The 13,698-nt window shown below is 33.3% G+C and carries 13 protein-coding genes; 7 read left to right on the top strand and 6 right to left on the bottom strand.

The features are described from left to right. Positions 1-210: 210 nt before the first annotated feature. Positions 211-1,107 carry a gliding motility-associated ABC transporter ATP-binding subunit GldA gene (gene gldA, locus ABXT06_RS11075; protein WP_354590819.1) on the bottom strand — a complete coding sequence of 299 codons (897 nt, stop codon included), beginning with the start codon at positions 1,105-1,107 and terminating at the stop codon, positions 211-213. A 148-nt stretch (positions 1,108-1,255) separates the two neighbouring features. Here gldA and ABXT06_RS11070 point away from each other — a divergent pair, with 148 nt between their 5' ends. Together ABXT06_RS11070 and ABXT06_RS11065 are read left to right on the top strand one after the other, a co-directional pair. Then, positions 1,256-1,834 carry an outer membrane beta-barrel protein gene (locus tag ABXT06_RS11070; protein ID WP_354590818.1) on the top strand — a complete coding sequence of 193 codons (579 nt, stop codon included), beginning with the start codon at positions 1,256-1,258 and terminating at the stop codon, positions 1,832-1,834. A gap of 192 nt (positions 1,835-2,026) precedes the next feature. Continuing rightward, positions 2,027-2,608, top strand: a complete 582-nt coding sequence (locus ABXT06_RS11065; protein ID WP_354590817.1) for an outer membrane beta-barrel protein — start codon at positions 2,027-2,029, stop codon at positions 2,606-2,608. A gap of 89 nt (positions 2,609-2,697) precedes the next feature. Here ABXT06_RS11065 and ABXT06_RS11060 read toward each other — a convergent pair whose 3' ends face one another. Both ABXT06_RS11060 and metE read right to left on the bottom strand, forming a co-directional pair. Continuing rightward, positions 2,698-3,672, bottom strand: coding sequence for a polyprenyl synthetase family protein (locus ABXT06_RS11060; protein WP_354590816.1), 975 nt, complete (start codon positions 3,670-3,672; stop codon positions 2,698-2,700). A 223-nt stretch (positions 3,673-3,895) separates the two neighbouring features. Then, entirely contained in the window at positions 3,896-6,217 is a 2,322-nt protein-coding gene (metE, locus tag ABXT06_RS11055) for a 5-methyltetrahydropteroyltriglutamate--homocysteine S-methyltransferase (protein ID WP_354590815.1), read from the bottom strand. A gap of 157 nt (positions 6,218-6,374) precedes the next feature. Here metE and ABXT06_RS11050 point away from each other — a divergent pair, with 157 nt between their 5' ends. Both ABXT06_RS11050 and ABXT06_RS11045 read left to right on the top strand, forming a co-directional pair. Further along, positions 6,375-6,836 carry an Lrp/AsnC family transcriptional regulator gene (locus ABXT06_RS11050; protein WP_201998764.1) on the top strand — a complete coding sequence of 154 codons (462 nt, stop codon included), beginning with the start codon at positions 6,375-6,377 and terminating at the stop codon, positions 6,834-6,836. A gap of 98 nt (positions 6,837-6,934) precedes the next feature. After that, positions 6,935-8,281: a deoxyguanosinetriphosphate triphosphohydrolase gene (locus ABXT06_RS11045; protein WP_354590870.1), complete on the top strand. Its 1,347-nt coding sequence runs from the start codon at positions 6,935-6,937 to the stop codon at positions 8,279-8,281. 72 nt (positions 8,282-8,353) lie between these two features. On the opposite strand, the gene ABXT06_RS11040 is transcribed toward ABXT06_RS11045, so the two are convergent. Genes ABXT06_RS11040 through ABXT06_RS11030 form a run of 3 tightly spaced genes read right to left on the bottom strand, consistent with a single transcriptional unit; the run spans position 8,354 to position 11,865 of the window. Beyond that, complete coding sequence (locus ABXT06_RS11040; RefSeq protein WP_354590814.1) at positions 8,354-9,355, bottom strand: DUF3078 domain-containing protein; 1,002 nt, start codon at positions 9,353-9,355, stop codon at positions 8,354-8,356. 30 nt (positions 9,356-9,385) lie between these two features. Beyond that, positions 9,386-11,173 carry a 1-deoxy-D-xylulose-5-phosphate synthase gene (locus ABXT06_RS11035; RefSeq protein WP_354590813.1) on the bottom strand — a complete coding sequence of 596 codons (1,788 nt, stop codon included), beginning with the start codon at positions 11,171-11,173 and terminating at the stop codon, positions 9,386-9,388. Positions 11,174-11,226: 53 nt separating this feature from the next. Continuing rightward, positions 11,227-11,865 carry a hypothetical protein gene (locus ABXT06_RS11030; RefSeq protein ID WP_354590812.1) on the bottom strand — a complete coding sequence of 213 codons (639 nt, stop codon included), beginning with the start codon at positions 11,863-11,865 and terminating at the stop codon, positions 11,227-11,229. A gap of 60 nt (positions 11,866-11,925) precedes the next feature. Here ABXT06_RS11030 and ABXT06_RS11025 point away from each other — a divergent pair, with 60 nt between their 5' ends. The 3 genes from ABXT06_RS11025 (at position 11,926) to ABXT06_RS11015 (ending at position 13,539) form a co-directional block, all read left to right on the top strand. Continuing rightward, positions 11,926-12,369 carry a nucleoside deaminase gene (locus ABXT06_RS11025; protein ID WP_354590811.1) on the top strand — a complete coding sequence of 148 codons (444 nt, stop codon included), beginning with the start codon at positions 11,926-11,928 and terminating at the stop codon, positions 12,367-12,369. A 70-nt stretch (positions 12,370-12,439) separates the two neighbouring features. Then, positions 12,440-12,889 carry an Imm26 family immunity protein gene (locus ABXT06_RS11020; RefSeq protein ID WP_354590810.1) on the top strand — a complete coding sequence of 150 codons (450 nt, stop codon included), beginning with the start codon at positions 12,440-12,442 and terminating at the stop codon, positions 12,887-12,889. Positions 12,890-12,906: 17 nt separating this feature from the next. Then, positions 12,907-13,539, top strand: a complete 633-nt coding sequence (locus tag ABXT06_RS11015) for a hypothetical protein (protein ID WP_354590809.1) — start codon at positions 12,907-12,909, stop codon at positions 13,537-13,539. Positions 13,540-13,698: the final 159 nt, after the last annotated feature.

Below are 13,698 nucleotides of genomic sequence, written 5' to 3'. Positions count from 1 at the left end.
GGTAAGGAGTATACGTAACATACCGTGGCATTTAAAATTTGATTTGCCAAATATAATACTATTTATAACAAGTCTAAATAAAAATAGTAATTATTTTTTACAGAAATCCCTTAATTTGTTGATTTGTAGAGAAAAGAATAAAATGGGAAATAAAAAAAGCGGTCTGTTTTATAGAAAACAGACCGCTTTTTTTATTGAAAAACTGAAAACTTATTTCGTGATTTCTCTAAAAACAGCTTCAAGGTTTTTATTTTTTTGATTTAGCTGTAAAGTTTTTAATCCATTTTCGTTGGCAAAGTCAAAGATGGCAGGGCGCATATCTTTATCAGTAACAAAAGTCAGCTCCCAAGTCATGTCATGAGTATTTACGTACGAAGAAATATTTTCAAGTTTAGCCAAAAGCTGTTCTTCAACTTTGTAATCAAACTCAACTTCAATAACTTGCTCTTTATTGGCAGTAACCAAATGGTCTAATTTATTATCTGCAACAATTTGTCCTTTGTCAATAATCATGACACGATCGCAGATGGCTTCAACTTCTTGCATAATGTGTGTAGATAAAAAAACAGTTTTATTTTTTCCTGCATTTTTAATCACGTTACGAATTTCCATTAACTGATTCGGGTCCAGACCTGTAGTTGGTTCATCCAAAATTAAAACTTCTGGATCATGAAGCAAAGCATTTGCCAATCCAACGCGTTGGCGGTATCCTTTAGAAAGCTGTCCAATCTTTTTATGGCTTTCTGGTGTCAGTCCTGTCAGTTGAATTACTTCTTCAATTCTTGATTTTGGCACGTTGTAAACATCAGCATTAAATGCCAAATATTCACGAACATACAAATCCAAATACAGCGGATTGTGCTCTGGCAAATAGCCAATCGAGCGTTGCACTTCTTTTGCGTTTGTCATGACATCGTGACCATTTACAAGGGCTGAGCCACTATCGGCAAGTAAATAAGTCGTCAAAATTTTCATCAAAGTAGATTTTCCTGCTCCGTTTGGACCAAGAAATCCTACGATTTCTCCTTTCTCAATTTTAAAAGAAATTTCATTTAAAGCTTTTTGCTCTCCGTAACTTTTTGATATACTGTTTACTTCTATCGACATGACTTTTTATTTGCTACAAAAATAAACAGAAATAGTCTCGATTGCTAAAAATTTATCTTTTAAAGTAATTATAAAAAAATGGAAGAGACCAGTATTCACGGCATCGTTATTGTTAAGGGAATGCTAAAATTAAAATAAAACCCAAATCATGAAAAAAATTCTAGTGATGGCTGCTTTAGCTATCTGCAGTTTTGCAAACGCACAAAAAGGTACAGTATTAGTAGGTGGTAACATCTCTTATTCTTCTGAAACGAGAGATTTCGGTAATGCTGAAAGAAAATCAAACGAATTTGCTTTTTCTCCAAAAGTAGGTTACCAATTTCACGAAAACTGGACAGTTGGAGGTGAGTTTACTGTTGCTTCTTCAAAAGATGATCAAGGTGTAAATGAATACAAAACAAACAGTTCTAAATTTGGAGCATTTGTACGTTACACAATGCCATTAAGCCAAACTTTCTCAGTATTCGCAGATTTAGGAGCTGGTTTCCAAAATCAAACTGAAAAAGATTACGTTGGATCAAACTACACAAAATACAAAGCAGATGGAATGTATATTGGTGTAACTCCAGCTCTTTTCATTAACATGCAAAAAGGTTTTGGTCTTAACTTCAGCATTGGAGGTTTAGGATACGAAACATTAAATTATGATAACAACGGTCCAGATGTTAGCAGATTTAATTTCAACTTTGGTAAAACAGCAAGCATTGGAATTTCTAAAAACTTCTAATCTTAAGTTTTTATATTCAATTTCAGAAAGCGCTCCAATTGGAGCGCTTTTTTTATAACCATTTCTTATTGTTATTTTAATTTTTAACGCGTTTAAAATGATTGTTTTTAATTAATCGTTAAGAAAATAACTGCGATTCGATATTGGTATTTTAATTGTTTGTTGTATGTGAAATCTTAATAAATATCACATATGAAAAAAATGCTACTTATTCTTGCATTGGCTATGGTTAGCTTTGCAAATGCCCAAAAGGGAACAATTTTAGTTGGAGGAAATATTGGTTATACTTCTGAAAAAATCGACAGAGACATTGCTTCAGCAAAAAACAACGTTTTTGAGTTTTCTCCAAAGGTTGGATATCAATTTCATAATAACTGGACGGCAGGAGTCGAATTTTCGGTAGAATCTTCCAAAACCAATCTTGGAGAAGGTGAAGGTAAAAGCAATACTTTTAAAACAGGAGCTTTTGTCCGTTATACAATGCCATTGAATGAAACTTTTTCGGTTTTTGCTGATTTGGGAGCTGGGTTTCAAAATCAAAAAAACAAAAATTACGAAAATGGATCACTTGTGTCAGATAATAAAGCTGATGGTTTTTATACAGGTATTACTCCAGCTCTTTTTATTAATATGAAGAAAGGTTTTGGTCTAAATTTTAGTATTGGTGGCTTAGGATATGAAACATTAAGCTATGATAATGATGATGTTGATTATAGTAAATTTTTCGTCAATTTTGGAAAAACAGTAAACATCGGAATTTCTAAAAACTTCTAGTGTTAGATTTTATACAAATAGGAAAGCGCTCTAATTGGAGCGCTTTATTGTGTTAAATTCTTTTGTTGTAAAAGAGATTTAAGAGTAAACTAAACTCTTCTTCCAATTAAACTCTCGGCAAACTCTCTTAATAATTTTTTCTTAGCTTCTTCTATATTGATTTTGTCTAAAATTTTAGAAGCTTTAAATGTGTACTTTTTGATTGATTCTTGTGTTGCTTTTGGCACTCCAGATTTCAGAAACAAATCGGTTATGGTTTTAATTTTATTTGTATTGTCTTCAAGGCGAACAGCGTATAAACGTTCTAATACTTCTTTTTCGCTTTCAGTTGCAATTTCAAGAGCCTTAAAATATAAGTAGGTTTTTTTATTCGAAATAATATCGCCGCCTAAACGTCTGCCAAATGTGGGAGTATCACCAAAAAGATCCAGATAATCATCTTGCAACTGAAAAGCTAGTCCGATATTAATTCCAAAATCATAAATTAAATCGCAGTTGTCTTGTGATGTTTGGGCAATTATAGCGCCCATTTTCATTGATGCTGCTATAAGTGCACCAGTTTTGTACTTAATCATTTTTAGATATTCAGAAACAGTAACATCTTGACGGGTTTCAAAATCTACATCCAAGGTTTGCCCTTCGCATACTTTTATTCCCATTTTGTTAACCGCTTTGATCAAATCTTTTGCAAGATTTGGGTCGTACTTAAGCAGATATTCGTAGGTTAAGATAATCATTGCATCTCCAGAAAGAATAGCAATGTTAGTATTCCACTTTTTGTGTACTGTGGCTTTTCCTCTTCTAATGGGATCTTCGTCTATAATATCATCATGGATTAAGGACGAGTTATGGAAAATTTCAATTGCCAAAGCAGCGGGTAATGCTAACTCATAGTCTGTTCCAAAAAATTCTGTGGTGAGTAGCGTAAGTGTAGGGCGTAATCGTTTTCCTCCCAATGACATTATATATGCTATCGGATCGTATAGATTTTTGGGTTCTTTATCTATAATTTGATTCTCTAAATAACTAATAAAAAAATTTGTGTATTGAGCTACTGAATACATAGAATTAAGTTTAATAGTTTGTAAATAGCTAAAATACAGATTTTTATGATTTGTGTTTTTTGAATAGAAGAAAAATTTTGCAAATTAATTTAAAACCGTAAATGTTGTAAAGTGTTGCATTTTGCAATAAAAAGAAATAATGCCAGTCAAAGTGAAATCGAAACGAATCATAACTAAATTCGATCTCACTTGCTGGCATAAAAAACAAAAACTATTTAAGGTATTAAGTCACAGGGTTTTCTACAGTTGCTCGCATTTCTTGGGCTGCGGCCACCATTTCGATTAGCGCTTTTTTGGTTTCATCCCAATGACGGGTTTTTAAGCCACAATCTGGATTTACCCATAATTGATCAATTGGAATAACTGCTGAAGCTTTTTCCAACAAACGAACCATTTCTTTGCTTGACGGAACGCGTGGAGAGTGAATATCGTAAACTCCAGGACCAATTTCGTTTGGATATTTAAAGTCTGCAAAAGCATCTAAAAGTTCCATTTGCGAACGAGAACATTCAATAGTAATAACATCGGCGTCCATATCGGCAATGTTCTGGATGATGTCGTTGAATTCGCTATAACACATGTGTGTATGAATTTGCGTATCATCGTTTACGCCGCTCGCAGAAATTCTAAAAGCACGAACTGCCCAATTTAAGTATTTTGCCCATTCTTCTTTTCTTAAAGGAAGACCTTCACGAATTGCCGGTTCATCAATCTGAATGATTTTGATTCCAGCTTTTTCTAAATCCACCACTTCATCGCGAATAGCCAAAGCAATTTGTGTACAAGTTTCAGAACGAGGCTGATCGTTTCTCACAAAAGACCATTGCAGAATCGTTACAGGCCCAGTAAGCATTCCTTTTACCCATTTCGGAGTTAAAGATTGTGCGTATTGCGACCATTTTACAGTCATTGGATTCGGACGAGAAACATCTCCGTAAATGACTGGTGGTTTTACACAACGGCTTCCGTAACTCTGAACCCAGCCGTTTTTGGTAAAAGTAAATCCTGACAATTGTTCTCCAAAATATTCCACCATATCGTTGCGTTCAAACTCGCCATGAACTAAAACATCGATTCCAGTTTCTTCCTGAAAACGAATGGTTGCCTCGGTTTCTTTTTCGATTAAATCATTGTATTCTTGAGCTGTTAATTCTCCTTTTTTAAATTTCGCTCTCCAGCTTCTCACTTCTGCTGTTTGAGGGAAAGAACCAATTGTTGTAGTTGGAAATAATGGCAGTTTTAAAGCTTCAATTTGGCTTTTTCTTCTTACTGCGAAAACACTTTTACGTTTATCATCAGAAGCTGTGATTCCGGCAACACGCGCTTTAACTTCGTTATTGTGAATTAATTTTGAAGTTTTGCGATTCTCGTTTGCCAAAACATTTTCTTTATAATCAGTAGAATTTTCAGTGTTTAGTTCATTAGAAGCAAATTGTTTTAAAAGAACAATTTCGCTGATTTTCTGTTTAGCAAAAGCCAGCCATTGTTTAATTTCTGGTGTTAAAGTCTGATCGTTTGTCTCTAAATCCAAATCGCATGGACTGTGGATTAATGAACAAGAAGGCGCAATTAAAATTCTATTTTCACCTAAGGCATCAGTAGCTTTTTTGATTAATTCTAAAGATGTTTTAAAATCGTTTTTCCAGATGTTTCTTCCGTCAACAACTCCAAGTGAAAGATTTACATTTGAAGCCAATCTTCCTGATTCTAAAATGTCATTTAATTGAAGTGGACAACGAACTAAATCTAAATGGAAAGTGTCAACAGGAAGCGCTAAAGCAGTTTCTAGATTTTCTCCAAAGCAGTCAAAATAGTTTGCTAAAACAATTTTTAGTTTAGGGAAACGAGTGTTGACTTCATTGTACACTTTCGTGAAAGTGCCTCGTTCTTTATCAGTTAAATTTAAAGCTAAAAACGGTTCGTCGAACTGAATATATTCGGCATTTTCGGCTTGTAGTTTTTCCAGAATTTCAAAGTATACTGGAAGTAAATTATCTAGAAGATCAATTCTGTTAAAACCATCTTCTTTTTCTTTTCCTAATAATAAATAAGAAACGGGGCCGATTAAAACAGGTTTTGTTTTGATTCCAAGCGAATTTGCTTCTTTGAATTCATTGATTATTTTTTCAGAAAACAATTCAAACTTTTGGTTCTTTGTGAATTCAGGAACAATATAATGATAGTTGGTGTCGAACCATTTTGTCATTTCCATTGCCACAACATCCTGTCCTTCTTTTTGAGATCCTCTTGCCATTGCAAAATATAAATCTAAAGATGAATTGCTTTTTGCTAATTCGTGATAACGTGCTGGAATTGCTCCAAGAGTAAGAGTTAAATCTAAAACTTGATCATAAAAAGAAAAATCATTAGACGGAATTAAATCAACTCCTGCTTCGGCTTGTAATTTCCAGTTTTTAAGACGGATTTCTTTTCCTGCATCGATAAGTTCTTCTGCCGAAATTTTTCCCGCCCAATACAATTCGCTGGCTTTTTTCAGTTCTCTGTTGCTGCCAATTCTTGGGTAACCTAAGTTGTTTGTTTTCATTTTTGATTCAGTATTTTTTACTGAGCAAATTTACGTTCTTGGTTTTTATAACTTATATTTGGGATTTATTTCAGTAAAATGTGTTGTAAAAATATATTTTTGAAGATTTAATTACTTTAAAACTGTTTGAAATGAACTTCTAGCCGTAAAAAAAACTATGGAAAACTTAGATAAAACCGATTTGTTGATCCTGAAATACCTTCAGGAAGACTGCAATATCAATACAAAAGATCTGGCAAGTAAATTATTCTTGACGGTTACTCCCGTTTATGAAAGAATTAAAAGACTAGAAAGAGATGGTTATATTACTAAATATGTAGCGCTTTTAGACAAACAGAAAATGAACCGAGGCATGACTGTTTTTTGTAATGTCCGTTTAAAAGAACACGCCAAAAATGTCGGAAGCAATTTTGTAAAAGATATTGTGGCACTACCAGAAATTATAGAATGTTATAACATTGCCGGAGATTATGATTTTATGCTGAAGATTTTGGTGCAAGATATGGCTAGTTATCAGGATTTTGTAATGAACAAATTATCAACGATAGAAAACATCGGGAATACGAACAGTATTTTTGTAATGGGAGAAATCAAACACAGCACTGCTTTAGAGTTTTAAAGCAGAAGAAATTCCTAAAATAAAATGTATTTTTGAAATCTAAAATCATCAATTTAGATCAAAAATCTAAAATCGTTAATCTACAATCTAAAATTAAAATGAACTGGGAACAACTTTTATCATTAAAACGTCAGGGAGATACAAGCAAAAGGTTACGCGTAGAACAAGATGATACTCGTTTAGGATTTGAGGTAGATTATGACCGAATTATATTCTCTTCCGCTTTTAGAAGTTTACAAGATAAAACACAAGTTATTCCGCTTTCTAAAACAGATTTCGTGCATACGCGTTTAACGCATAGTTTGGAAGTTTCTGTTGTCGGACGTTCGCTTGGCCGTTTGGTTGGAAAGAAAATTATCGAGAAATATCCTTATCTGAAAGAAGTTCACGGTTATCATATGAACGATTTTGGAGCTATTGTAGCTGCAGCTTCATTGGCGCACGACATTGGAAACCCGCCTTTTGGACATTCTGGTGAAAAAGCAATTGGAGAATATTTTTCTATCGGAAACGGTCATAAATATAGAAACCAGCTTACCGATAAACAATGGCAAGATTTAATTGATTTTGAAGGAAATGCTAACGGATTTTCAGTGTTGACCGCAAGCCGTCCAGGAATTGAAGGCGGACTTCGTATTTCGTATGCAACCTTAGGAGCTTTTATGAAATATCCGAAAGAAAGCCTTCCGAAAAAGCCAACAAATAACATTGCAGATAAAAAATATGGATTCTTTCAATCAGATAAATTATTCTTTGAAGAAGTAGCCAAAGATATGGGAATGATTGCCAATAAATCGGGTGAAGATATTGGTTTTGAAAGACATCCATTGGCTTATTTAGTTGAAGCCGCAGATGATATCTGTTACACAATTATCGATTTTGAGGACGGAATTAATTTAGGCTTAGTTTCAGAAGATTTTGCCTTAGAATATTTGATTAATTTGGTAAAAGACAATATTGGAGTTTCTAAATACAAATCTTTGACTACAAAAGAAGATCGTATTAGCTATTTACGAGCTTTGGCAATAGGAACTTTAATTAATGATGCTGTAAATGTTTTTGTAGAAAATGAAGAAGCAATTTTGGCTGGAAACTTTCCTTACGCTTTAACAGACAAAAGCAAATACAAAGCGCAGATGAATGATATTATCAAACTAAGTGTTGATAAAATCTATCAAAGTCGCGAAGTCATAGAGAAAGAAATTGTAGGTTATCAAATCATTCAAACATTGCTGGATAAGTTCATTACAGCATTCAATAATAAATTTGAAGGAACGGCCTCAAACTACGATAAGTTGATTTTGAAAATGCTGCCAGAGAAACATCATTTAGAGAAAACCAATTTATATGAGCGCTTACTGCATATTTGTCATTATGTTTCGCTTCTTACAGATGGAAATGCTCTAGAATTATACGAAACAATTCAGGGGCAGAAAAAGCGTTAAACAGATTCGCGTGCAATAAAAAATGCCTCTTTCATTTATTTGAAAGAGGCATTTTTATTTTTATGTGTTTTTTTATTGGAAAGCATAAACCAAACCAACCCCAAGAACTTGTCTTAATTGCATTCTAGGTCCGTCATTTACCTGAGTTGTCGCTCCTGTAGTTGGGTCAACAACATCTTTTTTTGTTTTAATATCGTCGTCATAAATTAAATGGACACCTATGTTTGCTTTTACGTACGCATTTACAACAAGATCTAGGCGTGTATCATAATCAATATCAACATTTCCAAATTTGTTTAAGTAATCTGTATATAAGCTTAATCTGTTTTCATAAAAAACGTTTTTATAGATTTCATTTTTCATATAAGCTGTAAAAAGTATACCAAATTCGGCTTTTATTTTCTGACCTCCTTCAATTAATATCTGTTGTGTAGGATCTAGCGGATCTGGCGCGTAAACTGCTTTTTTAACCCCGAAAGACCCCTGGTCTGCAAGATATTGATCAAGCACTAAAGTAGTTTTTAACGTAATAGGAGAGAAGTAAAATACTCTGTTTTTTTCTTTATTTGAATTCTCTGCTCCAGCTCCCAGAAAGATATAAGCTGGTGCAAAAGGTTTAGAGATGGCAACATCTCGATTAGGATAATTATAACCGTCTGTAAATTGTGTGTTGAAGTTTAATTTAGAAGAGTAGTACCAGTTTGAAGCGGTATCTTTTCTAAAACCATAAGTAGAGTTGAACTGAAAGGCATCGTCTGTTTTGCGTAACTCTATTCCATCTTGCTTATTTAAGCCATATTTTACGATAAGTTCGTTTACCCATTTATGATTTTTCTTTACATAAGTTCTTGAAAATTCACCTTTAAAGAGGCCTGAAATTGAACTTGTTCCCCCTGCACTCCAGTTTACAAATGCAATTTCGGAAATATCAAAACCAACCTGATTTTTTCTGGTCCAGTTGGATGGCGGTTTAGGTGCTTGATTTGGACTTAACGTTGTTTGTATAATCTGGGCAAAGTTATGAGAAGTACTCAAAAGCAAAAGCAGCAAAAGGGTAGAACGCAATAATTTCATTTAGGTATTTTTTTTGGTGTCGCAAAATAATTATTTTGAACCGTTAGAAAAAAGATTTATTAAACTTTTAACGTCAATTTTACACAGTTGTTGTAGCTCATTTACGGTTCCATGCTCAATAAATTCGTCTGGAACACCCAAAATTTCAATGGAATTTTTAAAATTGTTTGATGCTGCAAACTCTAAAACTGCACTTCCAAAACCGCCATTTTTAGCTCCGTCTTCAATGGTAATAATCTTATCAAAATTCGAAAAAACGGTATTTAATGTATTGATGTCTAGTGGTTTAATAAAGCTGAAATTATAGTGTGCAATTTCCTCAGAATTGGTTGATTCTTTCAGTGCTTCTATAACATTATTTCCAATTGTTCCGGCCGATAGCACAGCAACTTTCGTACCATCTTTCAAGCATTTTGCCTCGTCCCAATTTATTTTTTCGTAATGTCCGAAATTTTCTACTTCCCAATTTGGTAGGACTCCACGACCTCTTGGATATCGAATTGCAATAGGATGATCAATTCCTAATTGAACCGTATAAAGAATGTTTTGCAGTTCAATTTCGTTTAACGGCGCATAAATAATCATATTCGGAATCGAGCGTAGATAGGCGATATCAAAAACGCCGTGATGCGTTGCACCATCTTCTCCAACTAATCCTGCACGGTCAAGACAAAATATTACAGGCAAATTTTGCAGCGCTACATCATGAATTACCTGATCATAAGCGCGCTGTAAAAATGTGGAGTAAATATTGCAATACACAATCATGCCCTGAGTAGCCATTCCGGCTGCAAGCGTTACGGCGTGCTGTTCGGCAATGCCTACATCAAAAGCACGTTCTGGGAATTCGTCCATCATAAATTTTAATGAACTTCCAGATGGCATTGCAGGTGTGATTCCGATTATTTTTTCATTTTTTTTGGCTAAATCTAAAATGGTCAAGCCAAAAACATCTTGATATTTTGGAGGAAGATTTTCTTCAGATTTTAAATGAATTTCTCCAGTTGAAGCATCAAATTTTCCAGGCGCATGATATTTCACCTGATTTTCTTCGGCCTGCTGCAATCCTTTTCCTTTTGTAGTTACAATATGAAGGAATTTTGGACCTTTTATCTTTTTAAGACGATTTAATTCTTTGATCAATTTAGGAAGATCATGACCATCTATTGGCCCTGAATAATCAAAATTCAAAGATTTAATGATATTATTTTGCCGCGGATTTTTCCCATTTTTAACCGAAGTAAGATATTTTTTTAAAGCTCCAACGCTTGGATCAATCCCTATAGCATTGTCGTTTAAAATAACTAAAATATTAGCATCTGTAACTCCAGCGTGATTAAGTCCTTCAAAAGCCATTCCGCTTGCGATAGAAGCGTCTCCGATAACTGCTATATGTTCTTTTTCGAAATCCCCTTTTAATTTAGAAGCAATCGCCATTCCGAGTGCTGCAGAAATAGAAGTTGAAGAATGTCCAACTCCAAAAGTATCGTAAACACTTTCGCTTCTTTTCGGAAAACCTGAAACTCCTCCAATTTGTCTATTGGTATGAAAAATTTCTCTTCTTTCGGTCAGTATTTTATGCCCGTATGCCTGATGTCCAACATCCCAAACCAATAAATCGTTTGGAGTATTAAAAACGTAATGCAAAGCAATTGTGAGCTCTACAACACCTAAACTTGCTCCTAAATGGCCTTCTTTTACAGAAACGATATCAATAATAAACAGACGTAATTCTTGAGCAACCTGAGTAAGCTGCTCTTCTTTTAAAAGACGTAAATCGGCTGGATTGTATATGTTAGAAAGTAAATCGCTTTTCATTGTATGGTAAAAAGCAAATTTACGGTTTTTAAATTTAATTTTCTTGCGGAGTCTTATTTCAATAAAATAGGTACAGAATATTGCATTCTGACTTTCTTTCCATTTGACTCGCCTGGCTGCCATTTCGGACATAAACTTAAAACTCTAATGATTTCTTTTTGCAGTGGTTCTTCAACTGCTGGCGAACATTCTAGAAAAGATACAGTGCCATTTTTTTCTACAGCAAATGCGAGAGTGAAATTGAGTTTCCAATAACTCACGTCTTCCGGTTTTTTATATTCTTTCATGAAGAAGTTATGAAATTGCTCTATTCCGCCAGGGAATTCAGCATTTGTATTTGAAAGAGGTTTAAGAGTTGATTGAGAATCCTCTTTTTTTATTTTATCAGTTTTTGAAGATTTGTTTTTATCAACTTCTTTAGTTGCTATTGGTGTCGTTTTATTTAATTTAAGTTGCTCAATTTTTGGTGAGTCTGGTGGTGTTTGATCTGTTTTTTTCTCACTGATTGGAGTTTTTTCTAAAACAGTTGGTTTTGTTGTTGTAGTATCTGCCTTAGCTTCGATATTCTTGACTTCAGGTTTTTTATCTTCTTTGTTTTGGCAGCCGAAAAAAACTATAATCATAACCGCATACAACGTTGGTAAAAACGATTTGCAATTTATATTAGCAATTATTTTATCTTTTCTTTCCATATTCGAATATCACGATTTAAAAGTAATAAAAATAAGTTCTAAAATCCTACTTTTGCAAGCATGATAAATCCTTTTACTGACGAATATTTCATGAAAAAAGCGCTGCAGGAAGCAGAAATCGCTTACGAAAAAGGCGAAATCCCTGTTGGAGCTGTAATTGTTGTGGCTGATAAAGTTATTGCTAGAAGCCACAATTTGACTGAGTTGTTAAACGATGTTACGGCTCATGCCGAAATGCAGTCTATAACAGCGGCAGCCAATTTTCTGGGCGGAAAATATTTAAAAGATTGTACATTGTATGTTACACTCGAACCTTGCCAAATGTGCGCAGGTGCTTTGTATTGGAGCCAGATTTCTAAAATTGTTTTTGGAGCACGCGACGAACAACGCGGATTTCTGAATATGGGAACAAAACTACACCCGAAAACAACTGTTGTTTCTGGAGTAATGGCAAACGAGGCGGCAGATTTAATGAAACGTTTTTTTCTGGAAAGAAGAAAGTAATTTCTTTCAAAATCAACTTGTAATAACCGAAATTGACTTAATTTTGTTTCATAGTTTTTAATATAATATCATGAAAAAAGAGGTTAATGTTGGAGATATATTTTTAATACCTTTTGAAAATCGATTTGCAGTTTGTAAAGTTTTATGGATTTCAAAAAGGACAAAAAATGCTTTTTCTTTTATAGTCAAAGATGAATTAATTTCTCTTTCCAAAGATGGATTGTCAATTGCTTTAAAAAACAGCAACATTAAATTAAAATTATTTACTGGTATTGTTGAGGTTTTTTATACTAGCATTGAAAAATTAAGCAAGCAGGCATGGCAAATTATAGGAAACATAAAATTAGAAAAAGAAGAAGATAATTTTTTGTATCATAATATCGGTGGAAAATTATTTAAAGGCGATGAAGAAATTAGACCTTTAAATAATGAAGAGCTTATGTCAACTCCTAAAATGTTTATTGCTGGCTATGACGCCATAGATAATTTTTTGAAAATGGCATTTAATAACAACAATTAACTTCGAGTAAAAGAAATATGACAGATTTTTCAACAATAAAAAAACTATTTCATATCACTGAACCAAATGGTTTTACAAATAATGAAATTCAGGTTGTAAAAGATATCTTCGGACAGCTTCCTGAGGTTTTTGTGGATTATTATACTGAATTGGGTAAAATTCAGAACTTAAATCATACACAGGATTTATTGATTATACCTGAGCGTTTTCAATATTATAAAAATGATGATTATCTAATATTTTATTCTGAAAATCAAAAAGCTTGCGTTTGGGGAATTCATAAAGATGATTTGTCAAAATCCAATCCGTCCGTTTACATGAGTTATGATGAAAAGGAATGGAATTTGGAAACAGAAACTTTAACTGATTTCTTTACTGCAATGGCATTTCTTCAGGCTGGTTTTGCTTTAGAATACACTGCCGAATGTTTTTATGAAATAGATGATGAAGGATTGCGCTTTATTGCTGAGAATTATACAAATAAAGGAGTTTCTTTTAAACAGTGGACTGAAGGAATTAATTTCTATGGAAATCATGATGACGATGTAATTATAATCATGAGTAATAATCAACTTTTTTATTCATCAGATACAGAAAATCATTTTATGGAAATGGATAAAGTTTTGTCAAAATTGGGTTCTGAGCTTTGAGAGCAATGATAAAACTTCAACAAAAGTTAAATAATCATATTAGAGAATTTTCTTCTTAAAGGATTCGGAAAATATTTTACTTTTATAATAAATTAATTGCGATTTTACTGTTATGGTTTTTAACAGTAAATCATATAAGTTTTTAGTTTATTAATTAAT

The organism is Flavobacterium sp. UW10123 (genome assembly GCF_040538975.1).
Classification (GTDB): Bacteria; Bacteroidota; Bacteroidia; order Flavobacteriales; family Flavobacteriaceae; genus Flavobacterium.
Note: the sequence above shows the minus strand (reverse complement) of the source record. Positions and strands in the feature narration are given on the sequence as shown.